The 21,663-nt window shown below is 42.9% G+C and carries 15 protein-coding genes; 1 reads left to right on the top strand and 14 read right to left on the bottom strand.

All coding sequences use genetic code 11. The annotated features are described in order from the left end of the window. Positions 1 to 7: 7 nt before the first annotated feature. The 8 genes from gltB to VK179_11280 all read right to left on the bottom strand — a co-directional run bounded on the left by gltB (position 8) and on the right by VK179_11280 (position 12,026). Complete coding sequence (gltB, locus tag VK179_11245) at positions 8 to 4,537, bottom strand: glutamate synthase large subunit (GenBank protein ID HLO59308.1); 4,530 nt, start codon at positions 4,535 to 4,537, stop codon at positions 8 to 10. A 219-nt stretch (positions 4,538 to 4,756) separates the two neighbouring features. Continuing rightward, positions 4,757 to 6,109: a citrate synthase gene (locus VK179_11250; GenBank protein HLO59309.1), complete on the bottom strand. Its 1,353-nt coding sequence runs from the start codon at positions 6,107 to 6,109 to the stop codon at positions 4,757 to 4,759. Between the two features lie 30 nt (positions 6,110 to 6,139). Continuing rightward, a complete protein-coding gene (locus VK179_11255) occupies positions 6,140 to 7,399 on the bottom strand; it encodes a glutamate-5-semialdehyde dehydrogenase (GenBank protein ID HLO59310.1) in 1,260 nt (419 codons plus the stop codon). Further along, positions 7,392 to 8,210: a glutamate 5-kinase gene (gene proB / locus VK179_11260; protein HLO59311.1), complete on the bottom strand. Its 819-nt coding sequence runs from the start codon at positions 8,208 to 8,210 to the stop codon at positions 7,392 to 7,394. Before proB ends, VK179_11255 begins: the two co-directional genes overlap by 8 nt. Positions 8,211 to 8,217: 7 nt before the next feature. Continuing rightward, positions 8,218 to 8,904, bottom strand: coding sequence for a hypothetical protein (locus tag VK179_11265; protein ID HLO59312.1), 687 nt, complete (start codon positions 8,902 to 8,904; stop codon positions 8,218 to 8,220). Further along, positions 8,904 to 10,238 (bottom strand): argininosuccinate lyase, encoded by a 1,335-nt coding sequence (gene argH, locus VK179_11270; GenBank protein ID HLO59313.1) that lies wholly within the window; start codon positions 10,236 to 10,238, stop codon positions 8,904 to 8,906. Before argH ends, VK179_11265 begins: the two co-directional genes overlap by 1 nt. A 74-nt stretch (positions 10,239 to 10,312) precedes the next feature. After that, a complete protein-coding gene (locus VK179_11275) occupies positions 10,313 to 11,545 on the bottom strand; it encodes an argininosuccinate synthase (protein HLO59314.1) in 1,233 nt (410 codons plus the stop codon). Between the two features lie 4 nt (positions 11,546 to 11,549). After that, positions 11,550 to 12,026: a hypothetical protein gene (locus VK179_11280; protein ID HLO59315.1), complete on the bottom strand. Its 477-nt coding sequence runs from the start codon at positions 12,024 to 12,026 to the stop codon at positions 11,550 to 11,552. A 131-nt stretch (positions 12,027 to 12,157) separates the two neighbouring features. Here VK179_11280 and carB point away from each other — a divergent pair, with 131 nt between their 5' ends. Further along, entirely contained in the window at positions 12,158 to 15,376 is a 3,219-nt protein-coding gene (gene carB, locus VK179_11285; protein HLO59316.1) for a carbamoyl-phosphate synthase (glutamine-hydrolyzing) large subunit, read from the top strand. Here carB and VK179_11290 read toward each other — a convergent pair. From VK179_11290 to VK179_11315, 6 genes are all read right to left on the bottom strand, one after another. After that, the gene (locus VK179_11290) at positions 15,373 to 15,999 is read right to left on the bottom strand and encodes an NUDIX hydrolase (protein HLO59317.1); all 627 of its coding nucleotides are present in this window, start codon (positions 15,997 to 15,999) and stop codon (positions 15,373 to 15,375) included. The two genes, carB and VK179_11290, sit on opposite strands and share 4 nt — an antisense overlap. A gap of 5 nt (positions 16,000 to 16,004) precedes the next feature. Further along, positions 16,005 to 17,057: a magnesium/cobalt transporter CorA gene (gene corA / locus VK179_11295; protein ID HLO59318.1), complete on the bottom strand. Its 1,053-nt coding sequence runs from the start codon at positions 17,055 to 17,057 to the stop codon at positions 16,005 to 16,007. A gap of 49 nt (positions 17,058 to 17,106) precedes the next feature. Further along, positions 17,107 to 17,811 carry a DNA repair protein RecO gene (recO, locus tag VK179_11300; GenBank protein HLO59319.1) on the bottom strand — a complete coding sequence of 235 codons (705 nt, stop codon included), beginning with the start codon at positions 17,809 to 17,811 and terminating at the stop codon, positions 17,107 to 17,109. Positions 17,812 to 17,819: 8 nt separating this feature from the next. Beyond that, positions 17,820 to 20,117 (bottom strand): T9SS type A sorting domain-containing protein, encoded by a 2,298-nt coding sequence (locus VK179_11305; protein ID HLO59320.1) that lies wholly within the window; start codon positions 20,115 to 20,117, stop codon positions 17,820 to 17,822. A gap of 1 nt (position 20,118) precedes the next feature. Next, positions 20,119 to 20,709, bottom strand: coding sequence for an RdgB/HAM1 family non-canonical purine NTP pyrophosphatase (gene rdgB / locus VK179_11310; GenBank protein ID HLO59321.1), 591 nt, complete (start codon positions 20,707 to 20,709; stop codon positions 20,119 to 20,121). A gap of 79 nt (positions 20,710 to 20,788) precedes the next feature. Beyond that, positions 20,789 to 21,625 carry a universal stress protein gene (locus VK179_11315; GenBank protein ID HLO59322.1) on the bottom strand — a complete coding sequence of 279 codons (837 nt, stop codon included), beginning with the start codon at positions 21,623 to 21,625 and terminating at the stop codon, positions 20,789 to 20,791. Between the last annotated feature and the right edge of the window lie 38 nt (positions 21,626 to 21,663).

Below are 21,663 nucleotides of genomic sequence, written 5' to 3' on the forward strand. Positions count from 1 at the left end.
TATACTGTTAATAATGAAAATGGGGTTCGTCTTCGGTACGCTGGATTTTCTGAATGATTTGTGAAATCTTCTGTTCTTCCAGTACTTTCTTGTATTCCAGCGGTATAACCTTCACGAATTTCGGCAGGTATTCATCCCAGTTTACGAGGATTCTTTCAGCCAGCTCGCTTCGTGTATACAGAAAATGGTTGTTGATAAGCCGTTGCAGTTCGAGAATATCTTCATGATCGCCTACAGGGCCTAATTCAACCATACCTTTGTTGCAGAAATAGTCAAAATTTCCGTTCACATCGAGCACGTAGGCAATACCCCCGCTCATACCGGCAGCGAAATTACGGCCTGCTATTCCAAGTACAACCACACGGCCACCTGTCATGTATTCACAGCAATGATCACCGGCACCTTCAACCACAGCAATTGCGCCGCTGTTTCTTACTGCAAAACGGCCTCCCACTTCACCGTGAATATAAGCTTCACCACTCGTTGCACCATATAAAAGTGTGTTACCGGCAATGATATTTTCTTCCGGTTTGAATGTGGAACCGCGCGGTGGCACAACAATGATCCGGCCTCCTGACAAACCTTTACCCAGGTAGTCATTGGCATCGCCTTCAAGTTCGAAATTGACTCCTTTTACAAGAAAGGCTCCAAATGACTGTCCCGCTGAACCCTTGAATTTACAAATGATCGTGCTGTCAGGTAATCCTGCTTCACCGCATTCACGGGTAATTTCACCTGAAAGCATGGCACCAACCGTTCTGTCGGTATTATTGATTTCTTTTGAAATCCATACTTTGTCGGCATTCTTGATGGCTTTATTTGAAAGTTTGATGAGTTCATGATCCATAACCTCATCTATTTTGTGCTTCTGGAGGCAGGTGCAATAAGAATCAAATTTTGAAGCTTCTTCGGGCCTGTAAAGAACTGCTGATAAATCAATTTTCGAAGCTTTCCAGTGATTCAGGTCGGTTCTCTGTTCCAGCATATCGGTTCTTCCGACCAGGTCATCAAACTTCCTGAAACCGAGTTCCGCCATTATTTCACGAACTTCAGTAGCAACGAAACGGAAATAATTGATCAGGTACTGCGATTTGCCCATAAAGCGTTTGCGCAGTTCAGGATTTTGTGTGGCAACACCCACGGGACATGTATTGAGATGGCATTTACGCATCATCACACAGCCCAGAACGATCAGGGATCCTGTTGCAAAACCAAATTCTTCTGCACCCAGCAAACCGGCATATACAACATCTTTTCCGGTTTTAAGCTGTCCGTCGGTCTGAAGTTTAACCCTGTCGCGCAGGTTATTCATGACAAGCGTTTGCTGAACTTCAGAGATTCCGAGTTCCATGGGCAACCCGGCAAATTTTATTGAACTGGCCGGACTAGCCCCGGTACCTCCTTCGCAACCGCTGATTGTAATACCATCGGCATGAGCTTTTGCCACACCTGCGGCAATAGTTCCAACACCCTTTTCAGAAACCAGCTTAACAGTTATTTTTGCCCGTGGATTGGTGCATTTCAGATCGAAAATCAGCTGTGCCAGGTCCTCAATTGAATAAATATCGTGATGCGGAGGAGGAGAAATCAGGGTAATGCCTGGGGTCGAGTGTCTCAACCGGGCAATGATGGAATCAATTTTATGGCCGGGCAGCTGACCTCCCTCACCGGGCTTGGCTCCCTGTGCTACTTTAATCTGTATTTCATCGGCGTTGACAAGATAACTGGTTGTTACTCCGAACCTGCCTGAGGCTACCTGTTTAATGGCGCTTCGGGCATTTGAGCCGAACCTTTCTGAATCTTCACCGCCTTCACCTGTGTTACTGCGGCCGCCAATACTGTTCATGGCCACTGCCATCGATTCATGAGCTTCCTTGCTGATTGAACCGTACGACATGGCGCCTGTCACAAACCTTTTCATGATGGATTCAACTGTTTCCACTTCGTCAATAGGAACAGGAACTCCCTTTTTAAAATTCACACAACCCCTGAGAAACATAGGCTTGCGATTCTCGCTATCAACAAGGGCACTGAATTCTTTAAATTTACTGTAATCATTGGTTCGTGTAGACCATTGAAGCAAACCTATAGTTTCAGGGTTCCATGCATGCTGTTCGCCGTTTTTACGATAATGATACACGCCTGCAGTTTGTAATCCTGCCGGATCCTGCGAATCAGGATTCCATGCGCTATTGTGGAAAATGAGTGCTTCCCTGGCTATTTCTTCCAGCCCAATTCCGTTAATTCTTGAATCGGTACCCTTGAAATACTTCAGTGCAACGTCTTTTGCCAAACCGATGGCTTCAAAAATCTGGGCACCGTGATAGCTTCTCAGCGTTGAGATACCCATCTTCGACATCACCTTGAGCAATCCTTTGTCAATCGATTTTATAAAGTGCTCGCGTGCTTCAGGGTACTGCATTTTAAGCTCGCCCGAATCGCACATCTTTTCTATTATGGCAAATGCACCGTATGGATTTACAACACTGGCGCCATAGGCAAATAGAAGGGCAAAATGGTTCACTTCACGCGGCTCAGCGGTTTCAACGATCAACCCAATCTGCATTCGCTTCTGGGCGTTGATGAGGTGATGATGAACAGCTGATACGGCAAGCAATGAAGGAATCGGAACTCTTTTCCTGCTGATTTCACGGTCAGAAAGAATGATGAAATTCCTGCCTTTATCCACTGCCTCTTCGGCCAGCCGGCACATTTCGCTTATTGCTTTTTCAAGTGATTCCCCCGGTTTTTTGCTTTCGGCATCAAACAGCATGGGAATTACGATATGAGAGAACTGTTCCTGGTCGAGATTCTTAATTTTGCCAAGATCTGTATTGGTGACGATAGGAGTTCTGAATTTGATCAGCTTGCAATGTGAAGGTGATTCCATTAACAGATTCCTTGACACGGAACCGATATAATTGGTGAGTGACATCACAAGTCCTTCACGGATCGGGTCAATGGGAGGGTTGGTTACCTGGGCGAAATGCTGCCTGAAATAGTTAAACAGCCTTTGGGGTCTGTCCGACATAACGGCTAGCGGGGTATCATTGCCCATTGAACTCACCGGTTCCTGTCCTTCAATCGTCATCGGCTTCATCAGCACATCCATATCTTCTTTTGTATAGCCGAAAACCTTGAGATACTGCTCGTAAGAATCTCCGAGTGTAGAAGGAACCCTGTTTTTAACTACGATATCCGAAAGATCAATACGATTTTCCTTAAGCCAGTTACCGTAAGGATTTCTTTCTGTGAGCTGTCTTTTTAATTCATCATCGGGAACGATAATTCCGAATTTGGTATCGACAAGTAATATTTTTCCGGGTCTGAGCCTTCCTTTTTCTTTTACCTGCTCGGGGGCAAAAATCTGAACACCCACTTCTGATCCCATTACAATCAGGTCATCATGGGTGATGATATATCGTGAAGGTCTCAGGCCATTGCGGTCGAGAGTGCCGCCTATAAAACGGCCATCACTGAATACAATGGATGCCGGACCGTCCCATGGTTCCATAATCGTGGAATGGTATTCGTAGAACGCCTTGAGACTTTCGGGTATCGGATTCCTGTCGTTCCATGACTCGGGAATGAGCATACTCATGGCATGCGTAAGTGATTTTCCTGTCATTACAAGGAATTCGAGGACATTATCAAGAGATGCGGAATCGCTTTTATCCGGTTCGATAACCGGAAATACATGTTTAAGTTCTTCACCCAGCACGCCTGTTTTCATAAGTGGTTCACGGGCGCTCATCCACATGCGGTTTCCTTTAATCGTGTTGATTTCACCGTTGTGTCCCAGGTAGCGGAAGGGTTGCGCCAGGTCCCAGGTGGGAAAAGTGTTTGTTGAAAACCTGGAATGTATCAATGCTATGGCGCTTGTCAGCTTGCTGTCTCTAAGATCAGTATAGTATTGCCTGAGCTGATGAGAGGTGAACAGACCTTTATAAATCATAACTTTGGAAGAAAGGCTGGGGATGTAAAAAGTTCCCCTGCTTTCAATCTCCGAATTGCGAACCAGGTTTTCGGCCTGTTTCCTGGCAATGTATAGCTTCCGTTCAAGTTCATCCTGTTCAAAGTTACCGGACACGAAAACCTGCCGGATAAAAGGCTCGGAGCTTCGTGAGATCTCACCCAGGATTGAATTATCCACAGGAACATCCCTGAATCCGATTACTTTCATATCGCGGGATTCCACGGATTCAGTCAGTATCTTTTCGCATTGAGCCCTGTCTGAATCCGATTTAGGCAGGAAAACAAGTCCTGCCCCATACTTACCTTCATCGGGAACCGCAATACCTTTGGATTTAAAAAAACTATGAGGAAGCTGAATTAAAATTCCCGCGCCATCACCTGTAACATTGTCGGCACTTTCAGCACCACGGTGTGACATATTTTCGAGAACTTCAAGCCCCCTGTTTATAATATCGTGCGATTTAATCCCCTTTATCTGAGCAACAAAACCGATACCGCAACTGTCGTGTTCTTCAGCCGGATCATACAATCCTCTTTTGGTGGGTAATCCATTAGTTATCATTACTTCTTATATTAATTTTTTTATGTAAAAAAAGGCCATTCTTTTTTGAGAATGGCCTTTTATATATACTATTATTCCATTCTCAATGAGATTGGCATTTATTGTCTTTATTATTGATCCATGTTAAAATCATACATCCTGTTCTTGGGGGCAAATATAATAAAAACTACTGAATATTTATAAATCACTCTCATTTTTAGAAGGTACTTTAACAGTTTTTTAATCTCTTGATTCAATTGATTCATACTGTACTCTGCCAAAAACATTCTTATAGGCAGGCCGAATAATTCTTCGTGATGTAAATGTCACTTCTTCAAGCCTGTGAGCACACCAGCCGGCCATCCTGGCAATGGCAAAAATTGGAGTGAACAACTCCTTCGGAATATCAATGCATTTATATACAAATCCCGAATAGAAGTCGACATTGGCACTGATCACTTTATTGCTACCTTCCTTAAAACTGGCAAAAGCTTCGGGTGCTAACTCCTCAACTGATTCGTACAACAAATATTCATCAAGTTTTCCTTTGGATGCAGCCAATTCTTTTGCTTTATCCTTTAACAGGATTGCCCTGGGATCGGACAGCGTATAGATGGCATGGCCAATACCGTAAAGCTTGCCGGAACCGTCGCCGGCTTCGCATTTCAATATTTTTTTCAGGTATTCAACAACCTCTTTTTTATCTTTCCAGTCGGAAACATTCTTTTTAATATCCTTCATCATTTCTTCCACCTGCAGGTTGGCTCCGCCGTGCAGATAACCTTTCAGTGAACCAAGACCTGCAGATATGGCAGAATAGGTGTCGGTACCTGCCGAGCTGATTACACGGGTTGCAAAGGTTGAGTTGTTCCCTCCTCCGTGTTCGGCATGCAATACAAGGGCAAGGTCAAGAATGTCGGCTTCAATCTTGTTATAGTCTTCTCCTTTAAGCATGTACAGGAAATTTTCAGCTGTGCTTAAGGCGGGATCCGGATGACGGAATATGAGTGATTTGCGCTGGTAGGTATGACGAAATCCGAAATACACATAGGCGGCAATTACCGGGAATTTAGCAATAAGGTTAAGCGATTGCTTTAGCAGGTTGATATGTGAATAGTTCTCAGCCTCATCGTCCTGTGTGTACATCACAAGGATTGAACGGGTGAGCATGTTCATTATGTTTTTTCCCCTGAAAGACAGGATGAGGTTGACAAAACTGTTGGGCAGGTCACGGTGGCCGGCCATATAGGATGAAAACAGATCCAGGTCATCTTTTGAAGGAAGTTTACCGGTTAACAAAAGATAGACAGTCTCTTCAAATCCATGTCTTTTATCCTTCTGGAAACCATGCACCATATCTTCCACGTCAATTCCCCTGTAAAAAAGTTTTCCCTCACAGGGTATAACCTGGTTATCTTTTTTCTCATAGCCCACCACATCTCCGATATTGGTCAGGCCTACAAGAACACCTGAGCCATCCTGATTCCTGAGTCCTCTTTTGACATTGTACGTTTCAAAGAGAGCTTTGTCAATCTGAGAAGCCTTTACTGTAATCTCCTCAAGTTTTTGCATGAATTCACTGAGTGGTTGCATGGTAATTGAAATTTATAGGTTAATATTCGGTCAGGTTCTCACCTGGCCATTTCCAAAAATGATGTATTTGGGCGCCATAAGATCTTTCAAACCCATAGGCCCTCTTACATGAAGCTTCTGATTGCTGATTCCCATCTCCGCTCCGAGTCCGAATTCGTTTCCGTCGCTGAAACGTGTGGATGCATTGATAAAACAGGCAGCCGAATCCACTTCACTGATAAAGCGAAGTCCGTTTTCATAGCTGTCGGTAACAATGGCATCCGAATGATGGGAACTGTAGACATTAATGTGATCAATGGCCTCGTCGAGCGAGTTTACCACTTTCACCGATAAAACAAGGTCGAGGTATTCCGTATTCCAGTCTTCTTCGGTGGCCGGTTCGATGCCCGTAAGAATTTTCCTTGTTTTATCATCACCTTTAAGCTTAACACCGGCTTTATCAAATTTTGCCTTCATTTCAGGCAGGAAGACAGGGGCAACTTTGCTGTTCACAAGCAGGGTTTCCATTGCATTGCAAACACCGGGCCGCTGTACTTTTGCATTATAACAAATATCCAGGGCCATTTCCTGCTTTGCAAATTCATCCACATACGTATGGCAGATTCCCATATCGTGCCTGATCACCGGAATGATTGAATTTTCTTCAACGAGGCGGATCAGCTGGAGCCCGCCACGCGGTATAATGACATCAATGTAATCCTTCAATTTAACAAGCCCGAGAACCGATTCCCGGTTTGTGTTATCGACTATACCCACACATTCTTCAGGTAACCCTGCTGATTTCAACCCATTCCGGATAAGTTCAGCCAGTTTCAGATTCGAGTGAATGGCATCCGAACCCCCTCTTAAAATGACTCCGTTACCTGATTTAATGGTAAGTGAAGCGACTTCAATGCACACATTGGGCCTGCTTTCGAAAATGATGGCAAGCACTCCTATAGGAACACGCATCTGGCCTACTTTCAGGCCGTTTGGAAGGGTGTTCATATTGAATATTTCACCAACAGGATCTTTCAGGTTAACTACATCGTGTAAAACCTGGATCATCCCGTCAATCCGTTTATCATTCAGTGTAAGCCGGTCGATAAACGCGGCCGATAGGCCTTTTGATTTTCCTGATTCAAGATCCCTGCTGTTTTCAGCTTTCAGAATTTCCCTGTTTTTATTTATTTCATCTGCGATTGCCTTCAGTGCGTTATCCTTTTGCATTGTATTCGCACGGGCAAGTTTCCGGGAAGCCTGTTTAACTGAACCTGCCAGAAAAGTCAATTTCTGTTTAAGATCATTCATGGTGCGTAAAATTTTCAACATTGGCAACAAAATGAGTGCCTACTTCCTTGCCTGCCAGTACATCAAAAAGTATAGCCGGATCCGAACCGCTGGCGATGAGACAATCGATACCGTCTTTAAGGCATATCTTCGCAGCGGATATTTTTGTGACCATTCCGCCGGTGCTGAATGAAGATCCTGCGCCGGAAGCCAGTTGTTCCACCTCAGGTGTGATTTCCAGCACTGAATGAATGATCTCGGCATTTTCTTCGCTTCTTGGATCGGCATTGTATAAGCCATCGATATCGGAAAGCATAACCAGCAAATCAGCATTCACAAGAGAGGCTACAATGGCTGACAGGGTATCATTATCGCCGAATTCAATCTCATTGGTTGCAATGGTATCATTCTCATTGATGATAGGAATGATGTCCATTTCAAACAGTTTAATCAACGTGCTCCTGGCATTCTGATTTCTTGAAGGGATGATGACCACGTCTTTTGTAAGAAGAACCTGGGCGACCAGCTGATTGTATTCCTCAAAAAAACGCTGGTATATCTTCATCAATTCAGCCTGTCCGACAGCAGCCAATGCCTGCTTTTTAGCAAGCTCCTGCGGTCTGCGGGTAAGCCCGAGCCTCCCTGATCCCACGCCGATGGCGCCTGAGGTAACCAGGATAACCTGAACACCCCGGCGGCGAACAGCGCTCAGCACATAGGCCAGTTTTTCAATTCGCTGAAAATTCATCCGTCCGTTGGCGTATGATAATGACGAAGTGCCTATCTTAACTACAATGCGGTGCTTATTCTTTAAAACTTCCCTGTATTCCATGATCTCTTCAATTTGTAAAAACAATATCGCCTATCGAAGCAGGAAATTTCACTCCTGCTTTTTGCTCACCCTGAATCAATACCTCGCAGTATGATTCAATCTTATTATGAAGTTCGGTTTCTCCGTCAACTACCATTGCAGGCTGGCTGGCGGCGGGTACAATAAGATACTTCCCGTTCATATCCATTTTGATCACAATAAAATCAGCCTCGGCAATATTGGCAACAATCAGGGCGAGCGGATAATTGTCGTCAAATTCAATATCTGCTGTCGAAACCGGGTCATTTTCATTAATGATCGGGATAATGCTCATATCAAGAAGTGTATTGAAGGTGTTCCGGGTATTTTGAACACGTTCGGGGTAATCGATAATGTCACTCGTGAGCAATACCTGTGCAATGATCTGGTTGTAATCATCAAAAAAACGTTGGTAGCAACGGATAAGCTCTGCCTGACCTACAGCTGCAGTAGCCTGCATATCGATTTGTCCTGTAGGTATCCTTGACAGTTTAAGTTTTTCGGCTCCAAGAACGATGGCTCCTGAAGACACAACAAGTACATGCTTGCCGCTGTTATGCAGATTGGTGAGCACCATGGCCAGGCGGTCCATCTTCCGGTTGCTTATCTTACCGTTTGAACCGAGCAAGGTTGAAATCTCTATCCTGACTACTATTGTTTGCTTTCTCTTTCCCATCATCTTTCTAATAAGTGGCGAAACGCCCGGTCTTTTTTTTCGAAATCAAAGCTTTGCATGACCGAATTCATTTTATCAGTAATGAGGTCATTGCATAAATTGCCGATACTGCCGGCATGGGTGTGATTCACTGTTTTAGCCGGATTGTAGGTGCCTTCAGCAATTGTTTTGGCTACCATTTTGTAGGCTTCCCTGAACGGAACACCCTGCAGAACCAGTTTATTCACCTCTTCCACAGAGAACACATACCGGTACCTTTCATCACTCAGCACATTTTGTGCCGGTTTAATCCCTGAAACAGCATATGTAGCTATTTTCAGGCAGTTGCTGAAATTGTCGAACACAGGCAGAAAAACTTCTTTTATCACCTGCATATCCCTGAAATATCCCGAAGGCAGATTGATCAGCATGTTGCCGATTTCCGCAGGCATGGCCTGAATGCGATTACAATGTGAACGGATCAGTTCAAAAACATCAGGGTTTTTTTTATGGGGCATTATACTCGAACCGGTTGTCATTTCATCCGGAAGAGAAATAAACCCAAAGTTCTGACTGTTAAATAAACAGATATCATTTGCCAATCGCGAAACGGTTGATGCCAGTGAGGCAAGTGCAAAGGATACGATCCTCTCTGTTTTTCCACGGCTCATCTGGGCCTGGATAACATTATAATTCATGCTTGAAAAACCAAGCAGGTCGGTAGTCATCTGCCTGTCGACAGGAAAGGACGAACCGTAACCGGCAGCAGAGCCGAGCGGATTCTGATCAGCCACATTATAGGCGGCCTGCAGTAAACGCATGTCGTCGATAAGGCTCTCGGCATAACCTCCAAGCCATAGTCCAAAGGATGAAGGCATGGCAACCTGCAGATGGGTATAACCCGGAATTAACAAGTCTTTTAATTCATTGCTCCGGGAAATCAGCAGTTCGAATAAATCATGGGTTTGCCCGGCTATTTCCTGTATGCGATCACGTATAAAAAGCTTGATGTCAACCAGCACCTGGTCGTTGCGCGACCTGGCAGCGTGTATTTTTTTCCCTGTATCCCCCAGTTTCCGTGTAAGCAACACTTCCACCTGGGTATGAACATCCTCACTTTCCGGTTCAATCACGAAAAGCTGATCACGGGTGAGGTTAAAAATGGATATAAGCTCATTTCTCAGTAACAGCCATTCTTCTTTCCGGAGTAAGCCAATATGCTCCAGCATTTGAATATGCGCCAGCGATCCGAGTACGTCATAGGGAGCAAGCAACAAATCGAGTTCACGGTCTTTTCCGACTGTAAACTGTTCAATCAGCTTGTCTGTTTGTATATTTTTATCCCAGAGTTTCATGACAATACGGTGATATTACCTCCGGAAATTTATTCCGTAAGTATATGTCGGACAGGGTTATTTAGAAAAAACTATTACTTACCCTTACGCCGGGTAATGGCATGGTGTGCCATTAAACGTATGGCGTTGATCTTAATAAAGCCTGCGCTGTCTTTTTGATCAAAGCCACCTGCGATATCCATGCTTGAAAGTTCCTTGTCATACAGCGAGCTGGGTGAAACACGCCCGTCAATAATAACATTTCCCTTATAAAGCGTAAGATAGACCACACCTGTAATCAATTCCTGGCTTTTGTCAATCGCCGAACTGAGGAATTCCATTTCGGGACTGAACCAGAAGCCGTTGTATACAATTTCCGCAAACACAGGTGAAAGCATGTTTCTCAACCGCATAACCTCGCGGTCCATGGCAATGCCCTCTATATCCATGTGGGCATGCAACAGGATTGTTCCTGCCGGTGTTTCATAAACACCGCGTGATTTGATTCCCACAAACCGGTTTTCAACCATGTCAAGCAAACCGATTCCGTTTTGCCCGCCTACTTTGTTAAGATAAATGAACAATTCAAGCGGATCTGAAACGCTGACACCTTCTTCGGGGTTAACCACTTTAACCGGAATTCCGTCGGTGAAATGAATTTCAAGATGTGTTTCTTTATCAGGAGCCAGCTGCGGGGGAACCATTTTGGTCAGCATGTCTTTTTCAGGCCTGTATGCCGGATCCTCAAGGATGCCTGCTTCATGGCTAATATGCATGAGATTGTCGTCTTCGCTGTAAGGTTTTTTAACTGTAGCCTTAACCGGAATTCCTTTTTCCTGCGCATAATTCAGCATATCCGTTCTTCCTTTGAACTGATCAAGGAACTCCTGCATTTTCCAAGGGGCAAGGACCTTAATCTTGGGATTCAAAGCATAATAGGATAACTCAAAACGAACCTGGTCATTTCCTTTCCCTGTGGCACCATGTGAAACCCATTCCGCGTTCTCTAGAGCTGCAATTTCAATCTGGTATTTTGCAATAACGGGTCGTGCAAGCGAGGTTCCAAGCAGGTACCTGCTTTCATAAACAGCATTTGCCTTCAGGGCCGGGAAAATATAATCGGTTACAAATTCTCTTTTCAGATCTTTAATATACACTTTTGATGCGCCGATTTTCAGCGCCTTTTTCTCAACCTCAGCAAAATCATCATCCTGTCCCACATCAGCTACATATGCAATCACCTCATACCCTTTTTCAATAAGCCATTTAAGGATAACCGAAGTATCAAGACCTCCGCTGTAAGCCAGTACTACTTTTTCTTTCTTCATCAGATTACTTAATCTTATTTTTTAATTCAGGAATAATAATAATTAACGTATTGACTACGTCCTTCTCGGTGACATTGTCATGGGGAATGATCAGAATGGTATCATCTCCGGCAAGAGTTCCGACAATTTCAAACGGGTTAAATTTGTCAATCAGTGAAGCGATGCTTGGGGCATAACCCGGCAAAGTGCGGATAATTCCCAGCTTGTTGGCAAACTGGATGGATACGAAACCCTGTGCCGCATAACTTTCAGCCAGTTCCTGGCCGGGCAGATGATGCTGATCAGGTAATTCGTAGATGTAGCCTTTTTCCACATCAGAGATTTTGTTAACTTTAAGAAACTTAAGATCCCTCGAAAGTGTGGCCTGGGTGTAATTAAGTCCCTTTTTTTCCAGCAGTTCAAGCAATTCCTCCTGACTGGATACTTTTTGGGAGGAAATAATGTTCCGGATGGCTAAAAGCCTTTCTGTCCTGTTTCCCATATTATATTGTATAGATATTCAATAGCGTTGCAAATATATACAACTATTTATTAATATGCAAGCGGAATTTAAAAATATTTGTACTTTTGGGCCAAATATAGGACTATTTTTCTTCAGCTTTTTTAATACCGATGGATAAATCAATCAGTAAAGTCATTGTTCTGGGTTCCGGTGCCCTTAAGATCGGGGAGGCAGGTGAGTTTGATTATTCAGGATCGCAGGCTCTGAAAGCTATGCGTGAAGAAGGAATAAAAACCGTGCTGATCAATCCAAACATAGCCACAGTACAAACCACTGAAGGCATTGCTGATATCATTTATTTTCTCCCGGTTACTCCCTATTTCGTTGAACAGGTAATTAAAAAGGAGAAGCCTGACGGTATCCTGCTTTCATTTGGGGGGCAGACCGCTCTGAATTGCGGAATTGCCTTATTTAAAAACGGGGCTCTTGAACGCCATAATGTAAGGGTTTTGGGAACGCCGGTCCAGGCCATAATGGATACGGAAGACAGGGACCTGTTTATTCGTAAGCTGAATGAAATTGATGTAAAAACAATACAAAGTTTTGCTGTCACTGAAACCGAAAAGGCCGTTGAAGCTGCTGCCAATCTTGGTTATCCGGTTATCATACGTGCGGCTTATACACTCGGAGGTCAGGGTAGCGGTTTTTGCAACAACGAGGAAGAACTAAGAAGGATGGCTGAAAAAGCCTTTTCCTATGCACCGCAAATCCTTGTTGAAAAATCCTTAAAGGGCTGGAAAGAAGTGGAATATGAGGTAGTACGCGATTGCTTCGACAATTGCATTACCGTTTGTAATATGGAAAATTTTGATCCGCTGGGAATTCATACCGGGGAAAGCATTGTAGTTGCTCCATCCCAGACCCTCACTAATTCCGAATATCATTCGCTTCGCCAGCTTGCCATAAAAATTATACGGCATATCGGAATTGTAGGTGAATGCAATATCCAGTATGCACTCGATCCCATTTCCGAGGACTACAGGGTTATTGAAGTAAATGCCCGACTGTCGCGTTCAAGTGCCCTCGCCTCCAAAGCTACCGGTTATCCTCTTGCTTTTGTAGCCGCAAAACTGGCGCTCGGATACGGATTGCATGAAATTAAGAATTCAATTACAAAAACTACTTCTGCCTTTTTTGAGCCGGCACTCGACTATATCGTTTGTAAAATTCCGCGATGGGACCTGAATAAATTCATCGGCGTTTCCAAGCAGATCGGAAGCAGTATGAAGAGCGTGGGTGAAGTAATGGCCATTGGCCGTACCTTTGAGGAAGCTATCCAGAAAGGTCTGAGAATGATCGGCCAGGGAATGCATGGTTTTGTGGGTAACCGTGATCTTGAATTTGAGGATATTGCAAAGGAACTTTCGGAACCTACCGATATGCGCATATTTGTTATTGAGGAGGCTTTCGAGAAGGGATGGACGGTTGAAAAGATCCATCAGGCTACCCGTATTGATCCCTGGTTCCTTCACAAGCTGAAGCACATTTACGATCACAAAAACGAACTTGAAAAATATAATGCCCCGGAAGATTTACCTGCTGAGCTCCTTCGTAAAGCAAAGATCCTGGGGTTCTCCGATTTCCAGGTAGCCCGTTCCGTAATGAAAGATATGCATGAATATATGCATGACGGGGTAATGACAATCAGGGAATTGAGGAAAAAATTGAAAATCGTTCCTGTTGTAAAACAAATTGATACACTGGCAGCCGAATACCCGGCTATGACCAATTACCTGTACCTGACTTACAGCGGAACATCAAATGATGTTAAATATCTGGGTGATCACAGGTCAGTTATCGTATTAGGATCAGGAGCATACCGCATTGGTAGCAGTGTTGAATTCGACTGGTGCAGCGTTAATGCCCTTTATGCTATTAATAAAGAAGGGTACAGGTCAGTTATGATCAATTATAATCCTGAAACCGTGAGCACCGATTATGATATTTGTGACCGCCTGTATTTTGATGAGCTCTCTTTTGAAAGGGTAATGGATATCATTGAGCTAGAAAATCCCCATGGAGTCATTCTTTCCATGGGAGGCCAGATACCCAATAACCTGGCCATGCGCCTGCATGATCAGAAGGTTAACATTTTGGGCACATCGCCCATGTCGATTGACAGGGCTGAAAACCGGCATAAATTCTCTACACTTTGCGATAACCTCAGAATTGACCAGCCACGCTGGAAAGAGCTTACCAGTATACAGGACACCTACGACTTTGTTGATGAAGTGGGTTTTCCCGTTCTCATCCGGCCTTCATATGTGCTTTCAGGTGCAGCCATGAACGTGGTTTCCAACAAGGAAGAAATGGAACATTACCTGAAACTGGCTGCTAAGGTTTCACGACAATATCCGGTTGTAGTCTCAGAATTCATTGAACAGGCCAAAGAAATTGAACTTGATGCAGTTGCCCGAAATGGTGAACTCGTTGCTTATGCCATCAGCGAGCACGTGGAGTTTGCCGGAGTACATTCTGGTGATGCCACGATCGTTTTCCCGGCACAGAAAATTTACTTTGAAACCATGCGCCGTATTAAGCGCATTTCAAGGATGATCGCCAAAGAACTTAATATTTCAGGTCCTTTCAATATTCAGTTCCTCGCCAAGGACAATGATATAAAAGTTATTGAATGCAACTTGCGGGCATCAAGAAGCTTTCCCTTTGTATCCAAAATCCTCAAGGTCAATTTTATTGAACTGGCAACCCGGGTTATCCTGGGCAAGGAAGTTGAAAAACCGGGGAAATCGGTATTTGATCTTGATTGCATTGGAATAAAAGCGCCTCAGTTCTCCTTTTCAAGATTGCTCAAAGCTGATCCAATCCTTGGAGTTGATATGGCCTCTACGGGTGAAGTAGGATGTATCGGTGAAAACTTTTATGAGGCTATACTTAAATCGATGCTTTCAGTCGGATATAATTATCCCAAGAAAAACATACTATTATCTACCGGACCTATGAGGTCAAAAGTGGAATTGGTAAACAGTTGTAAACTTTTAATTGATAAAGGGTATAATTTATTCGGAACCCATGGAACAGCCCAGTTCCTGGAAATGAACGGAATTCCATGCACAATGCTGCATTGGCCCGATGAGGATAAAAAGCCTAACACGCTGGATTATCTTAAGAGCAAAATGATAGATCTTGTAATCAATATTCCGAAAGACCTGTCGAAGAGTGAGCTTAGCAACGACTACCTCATTCGCCGCAGTGCAGTGGATTACAATATTCCGCTGATTACAAACGCAAGGCTTGCCAGTGCCTTCCTTACCGCATTGTGCAAAATTTCACTTGAAGAAATTGCGATTAAAAGCTGGGATGAGTATTAATCGCAGCGGGCCGGTTTCTCCGGGTTATTTTTGTAGTCAAACATCATTTCGATTTCTTCCACTGTAATACGCGGAGTGGACAATGACGGAAGTTTGTCAGGCGTAAAAAAGCCCACTTCGCTTGTTTCCATGCCAATCTTTAATTCACCACCGGTTTCCTCGCAGAGTACGAAAATTTTATATATATGATATAAATCGGGCGGGTGGTTATGTTTATTTTTGTCGAGCACTGCCAGAAGTTTAACAGGCCTGACTACAAGCCCGGATTCTTCAAAAACCTCTTTAGCTGAATTTTCAAACGGGCTTAAACCTACATCAGCCCATCCACCGGGAACCGACCAGTTACCATCAATCGTTTCTCTTACGAGCAGAATGGCATTATCCCTGAAAACGACTCCTCTTACGTCTACTTTAGGAGTGGGATAGCCCTTTTCACTGGCAAATCCGTTTAACAGACTTTCGAGATTCATTCCCGAATAATGCTGCATGATATCAAGACTTAAGCTTCTGATTTGCTCATACCGGTCAATGTCGTATTTATTGTCTGAATATTCAAGGCCTGCCTGAGCTACGGCTTGCAATCTCCTGGCCATCTCAAGCCATGCATAACTTCCTTTTTCCATCCTGGTTATAGTAATTTATTTCTTTTCATAATATATAACATAACTCCCGCAGTGACCAACATCAGGCCAAGCGCCATGGGGTATCCGACTTTCCAGGATAATTCAGGCATGAACCTGAAATTCATCCCATAAATGCCGGCTATCAGGGTGAGGGGTACAAACAGCGTTGTAATAATGGTCAGCATTTTCATTGTAGCATTAAGCCGGTTGTTTATATTTGAATTATTGATTTCAAGCAGGTCAGAAAGTGTATCACGGCTTGTTTCAAACATGGTTACAATGTTATTGATATGATCTTTTACATCGTGTAAAAACGGCAGGGTTTCATCCTCTATTAGCGGATAATCTCCCTGTATCATATTCATCAAAGCCTCCCGCATAGGGTAAACCACACTGCGCATCTCACTCATCGGTTGTTTTATCCTGTATAAATTGCGAATATAATTTGTGTCAGGATGCTCCAGTAGAACAGCTTCCATTTTATCTATTTTATTATCTATCTCATTAACTACACTATAATAAGTATCAATTACAGCATCGGTTAAAAGATAGAAAAGATAATCGGGTTTCTTCTGACGCGCTTTGCTTTTTCCGTTTTCAATGCGAGCCTTAATTTCATTAAATACCTTGTTTTCCGAATCTTTAAAAACGATCACATAAAATTCTCCCAGCAACAAACCAATATGTTTCATATCTAAATCCCCGCTGGCTTTGAGGTCAATCAGTTTTAACGTGACTAAAAGCTGATCACCGGATTCCTGTATGCTGGGTATTTCGGCTTCACTTATAGCATCTTCCATGACCATCGGGTGAATGCCGAAAAAATTTCCCAGCTCATCGATGTCATCCTGTTCGGTTAAATTATTAATAATTATTAAATTAATTTTGTCTTTGTCTACTAAGGGTTTAAGATCCTGAATATCTTTAGTGGCATCCCGCTTTGCCGTTTTCTCATCATAAACAAGAATTTCAATTTCAAGGGGATCTTCATCTTTAAATGCCATTTTCCTTTCCAACGACTCACGTTTCAGTTCGCGAAAGGTTTTCTTTTTAGCCATAATCCGGTATTTATGTAAAATTACCTTTTATTTTTAAACGATTCTGCTTTCATGTGTTATTGGGTTTGAAAACTTCCTGCAAAACAGCCCAGGATTTAAGGCGTGAAAAATCTTCAATATGCACTGTATAATAGCGGATGATTCTTTCAAGGAGTTCATTTCGTTGGGTATGACCAAATCGTTCCAGGTCAGGCGGGCCCTGAGGACTGTTGATTAATTCAATAAGTGCAGTTGAAGCTCTTTCAGATAAACCCGCAAACTCATGTATAACCGGTGAAACCGTGGCAGGAGTGCCTGAACCCGGGAAAAAACCAAGGTACCGGGTTAACTGGAGCATAAACCAATGGTGAAACCATGAAGTGTTTTCATCTTTGGCATCGAGTAACTGAAAAGCATGAAAAACAAAAGAAAACAAAAGGGGATTATGTTCTTCTTCCTGTAGACTTAAATATAATACTTCTGCAAGAAATAAAGCCACAGCGCTTTTGGAAGTATTATAAGGTATTGAATTATATATATGTGCAGCGGTTGCTTCTTTCAATCGTTGAATAGTATGATTCTGTCGGTAGTAAAAATCCGTTTCCAAAAGAGTCAGGGGCTGAAATAATATGGCCGGAATCTTTGATTTTTTTGATTTTACACCACTTACTATTCCGCTGATCCTGCCGAATTTTTCTGTATAAAATGTGACGATCAGGCTGGATTCTCCATATTTAACCTGGTGCAAAACAATTGCCCTTGTTTTATTAAGCATAGGTAAGTTTAGTGGATGAACAGTAATTTTGTAACATATGTTTTAGTACCGTCCTCATTAGTACAAAAAACAAGATATACACCGGTCTGCACACGGTCACCCCGGAAATTACGGCCGTCCCAAACTGCCTGTCCCCCCAGGGCCGCGGTTTCATAAACCAGGTTACCAGTAATATCCGTGATTTTTACATTTACATCTGATGCCAATCCGCTAACCGTTATATTTCCCTGGTAGGTTTCCCTTACTGGGTTGGGAAATACATATACATCGCCAAAATCTTCACCTGCCTCTGTTGCACTGCCGTTATAGGCAATAATTCCTTTGTCGGTTCCGAAGAAAACCTCACCTGTTTTATCGTTGATTCCTATTGTCTGGACACTGTTTGAAAATAACGGACTGTTTTCCTCATTAAAATGAAGGAGTTCCTTTTTCCCATCCGCTGATATAAGAAATACCCCTGACTTTTCAGTTGCAATCCATTTTCGGTTACCTCCGTCTATTGCAATGTCATTAACCTGTTCCGAGGATAACATGATATCCCCGCTTGATGTGCCGTCATTTCTTGGAATAACATATTGGTATCCTTCTATATTAGCCGTTGAATTTATGATTTCTGAAGGATCCGAATATTGAACCGGACCTTTATTGGTACCGACCCAGATAGTCCCGTCTTTATCCTCTGCAAGGCAGAGAACATTATCAACGACAGTACCGAATTGATTTTTTACATTAAAAGATTTTTCACTTGTCGATTCACCGTTTTCATCTTCAAATACTACTATTCCTGCATTATTTAAAGCAAGCCATTTTTGTCCTGTTGAAGTGACTAAAATTTCTCCAGTGTTGGTCTGAAATCCGAAACCTTTGTAATTCAGATTAATGGCTGTCCAATTCTGACCCGGCTGTTTCTTGTATGCCGCAGTCAATGCATTGGAACCTACTGCGTAAATATTACCCTCTTTGTCGATATCAATGCCTGTAATGCGAACATAACCGGTTTGACCTTCATAACTCTGAACCGGTTTCAACACACCGCCGCTTTCATTTTCAATATGAACAAGCCTTCCATCCTGAAATTCCGCAATACCGTATCCATACGACCCTCCGATAACATGACCGGGGTCATTGGGATCGATTGAAATTTCCGAAATATTGAGAAAGTCTTTTAAATCGGGAATGCTGTTGCCATTGTATTCTTTCCATTTTTCATCAACGAACAAGTACGCGCCATTACCGGTCCATTTAGTTTTAAACGTTCCGCCGGCGACCCATACATTTCCCTGTAAAGCTTGTATATCGCCTGCATCGCGGTAAGGCGGACCTGAAGGGGCTATTGCAGAAGAATTTCCATTGGCATCCACCTTCACCAGTCCCCCGAATAATGCGGCATACCAAAGATCATTTCCTGAATCAACCAGAACATCCTGGGAATAAAAAGAAACGATTTCCCGTGAAACTGTTCCCTGGGATGAATAGATTCTCGTATGATCCGTTGTCGATAAAACCAGGTTTCCGTTTTGCCCCCCAAGAAACTCATAATGAGAACTGAATCCCTGGGACCAGTTTTCCCATGATGATTCATCAAACCGGATTACTGCATCGGAAGAAGTACCGTTCCTGTAAATAGTATAAAGGCTGCTGTTATAAGAAACCACATACTTATAGGATATATCCGGATCAGGTAAGTTCTGATATTTACTCCACGCACTGAAATCAAGCAGGTTCGGATCATTAATATCCGCATGGTAAATTCCCTGTCCGGTAGCGGCAATTATTTCAACTCCGTCGGACGTAATAGCATTTACCTGAATCTGCGTTCCGCCGGGGCCAAAATAGTAGGTTTCTTTGATTTCACGTCGGTTCAAATCGCAAAGCACAATTCCGAAATCACAGGCGAGGTAAGCATAATTATTACGAATATACACGTTATTAATAGACTTTCCTCCAATAATGGATTTTCTCTTTATATCCGGAATATTTATAACACTGTCATTTCTGACAAGGTCAATATTCCCGTTTGAGTAACCAATCAGTAATGTGGAAGTTACTGATGAAGTACCGATTGTTGAAATTTCCGCATCCGAAAGTCCATTAACTTTTGAATGTTTTTTAATATCCCGGTCATTTATACCAAAGGAGTAAAGACTGCCGTCTGTGGTAAGGCAATATATACGGTTATGATATTCGGCAAGCTTTTTCCCGTGTGAATAGGGAAGATGATCCCGCCAGGCACCGGATGGCATTTGAGCCTGGATGACCTGAGCTATAAAAATAGTTGCAAGAAGGAATATGAGATTCCGTTTCATACTACCGTGATTTTAGATAATCGGTAAACGCTTTTAGTGCAATTGCCCGGTGGGAAATAGCATTTTTTTCTTCCATTGTCATCTCGGCAAAAGTTTTGTCAAGTCCATCCGGTTTAAATATAGGATCATAGCCGAAACCTCCGGTTCCTTTTCTGAAGAACATTATGGTTCCTTCAACGATTCCTTCAAAAGTGATAGTTCCTGATTTTTCAGCAAGTGCGATCACGGTCCTGAAACGCGCATTCCGGTATGTTTCCTGGCCCAATTTTGCAAGTACAAGATTCATGTTGTCTTCAAAATCGCATTTTTCACCGGCATAACGGGAAGAAAACACTCCCGGTTCTCCGTGCAATGCTTCAATTTCGAGTCCTGTATCATCAGCAAAACAAGGCGTATTATAATTATCAAGGATAAACTGCGCTTTCTGAATCGCATTTCCTTCGATCGTGTTTTGCGTTTCAGGTATTTCTGTAAAACAACCGATGTCTGCCAGTGACAATAATGAAAAACGATCGTCAAGCATACCGGCTATCTCGTTAAATTTATGTTTGTTATTGCTTGCAAAAACCAGTTGCGTTTTTTTTTGATCCATCTGATTCACCGGGATTATAAAAAACAAAAACAAGGAACGTTCCTTGTTTTTGAAATATTTTTAGGGAACGAATAATTTTTCAACCTCCACTGGCGCTGAAACCGCCACCTATTTTAGCAGGTCGCGGATTAATGCAGATAACCGGTATACGTTCACTGTTGGCAATAATGTACTGTTCCTGAGCGCCCATTACGTAATCTGTAAAACCGATATCTCTAGTTGTCATAAGCATAATCGCGTCGGCATCCACTTTTTTAGCATACTGAATAGTTTCCTTTCCGAAGTTATCTTCGCCGACTGAAACCTGCGATTCATAGTGAATTGACTTATTGGCGAAATATTTCGTTATAAAGAACATATTTGAATCCAATCCTTTTCTAAAGTTACTATCCTGGTATTTTGCCCTGAAAAGGTGAAAATGCGACCCGAATTTACGCGCAAAGAAGTGAGTCCATGTGACACATTCTTTTGTTTCACGCTTATAATTAATAGGAAGTACTATGTTTTTCATGCCTTCGGCCCGGGGTGATTCCTGAACAACAATAAAGGGAGCCTTTGAACTTGCAATAACCTTCAGGGCCCAGCTACCAAGAAATTTCTGCATACCAACGATACCGTGTGTTCCCATTACTACCACAAGGGCATTCAATTCAGTTGCCAGCTCACCGATTGTATGAAATATGGAACCGCTGCGCACGACAAATGAAAAGTTAATTGCCGGATCAGGGAAACGTTTTTTTACTTCCTCGGCCATTCTTTTTTTGGCCTCGGGAATCTCATCTTCTTTTTTGACTATATGAACAACAGCAATTTCACCTTTAATCATTGATGACATCTGAACAGCATGTTCAATGGCGTACACGTTCTTTTCAGTGAAATCCCATGTAACCATTATTAAATATTTTTCTTGTTCCATGCTTTTAACTTATTTGTACTTAAAACTATAAAATTATT

Source organism: Bacteroidales bacterium, from assembly GCA_035299085.1.
Classification (GTDB): domain Bacteria; phylum Bacteroidota; class Bacteroidia; order Bacteroidales; family UBA10428; genus UBA5072.

Coding starts and splice junctions, on each gene's coding strand:
- gltB (HLO59308.1), bottom strand. CDS start 4,537: ATGATAACTAATGGATTACCCACCAAAAGAGGATTGTATGATCCGGCT.
- VK179_11250 (HLO59309.1), bottom strand. CDS start 6,109: ATGCAACCACTCAGTGAATTCATGCAAAAACTTGAGGAGATTACAGTA.
- VK179_11255 (HLO59310.1), bottom strand. CDS start 7,399: ATGAATGATCTTAAACAGAAATTGACTTTTCTGGCAGGTTCAGTTAAA.
- proB (HLO59311.1), bottom strand. CDS start 8,210: ATGGAATACAGGGAAGTTTTAAAGAATAAGCACCGCATTGTAGTTAAG.
- VK179_11265 (HLO59312.1), bottom strand. CDS start 8,904: ATGGGAAAGAGAAAGCAAACAATAGTAGTCAGGATAGAGATTTCAACC.
- argH (HLO59313.1), bottom strand. CDS start 10,238: ATGAAACTCTGGGATAAAAATATACAAACAGACAAGCTGATTGAACAG.
- VK179_11275 (HLO59314.1), bottom strand. CDS start 11,545: ATGAAGAAAGAAAAAGTAGTACTGGCTTACAGCGGAGGTCTTGATACT.
- VK179_11280 (HLO59315.1), bottom strand. CDS start 12,026: ATGGGAAACAGGACAGAAAGGCTTTTAGCCATCCGGAACATTATTTCC.
- carB (HLO59316.1), top strand. CDS start 12,158: ATGGATAAATCAATCAGTAAAGTCATTGTTCTGGGTTCCGGTGCCCTT.
- VK179_11290 (HLO59317.1), bottom strand. CDS start 15,999: ATGGAAAAAGGAAGTTATGCATGGCTTGAGATGGCCAGGAGATTGCAA.
- corA (HLO59318.1), bottom strand. CDS start 17,057: ATGGCTAAAAAGAAAACCTTTCGCGAACTGAAACGTGAGTCGTTGGAA.
- recO (HLO59319.1), bottom strand. CDS start 17,811: ATGCTTAATAAAACAAGGGCAATTGTTTTGCACCAGGTTAAATATGGA.
- VK179_11305 (HLO59320.1), bottom strand. CDS start 20,117: ATGAAACGGAATCTCATATTCCTTCTTGCAACTATTTTTATAGCTCAG.
- rdgB (HLO59321.1), bottom strand. CDS start 20,709: ATGGATCAAAAAAAAACGCAACTGGTTTTTGCAAGCAATAACAAACAT.
- VK179_11315 (HLO59322.1), bottom strand. CDS start 21,625: ATGGAACAAGAAAAATATTTAATAATGGTTACATGGGATTTCACTGAA.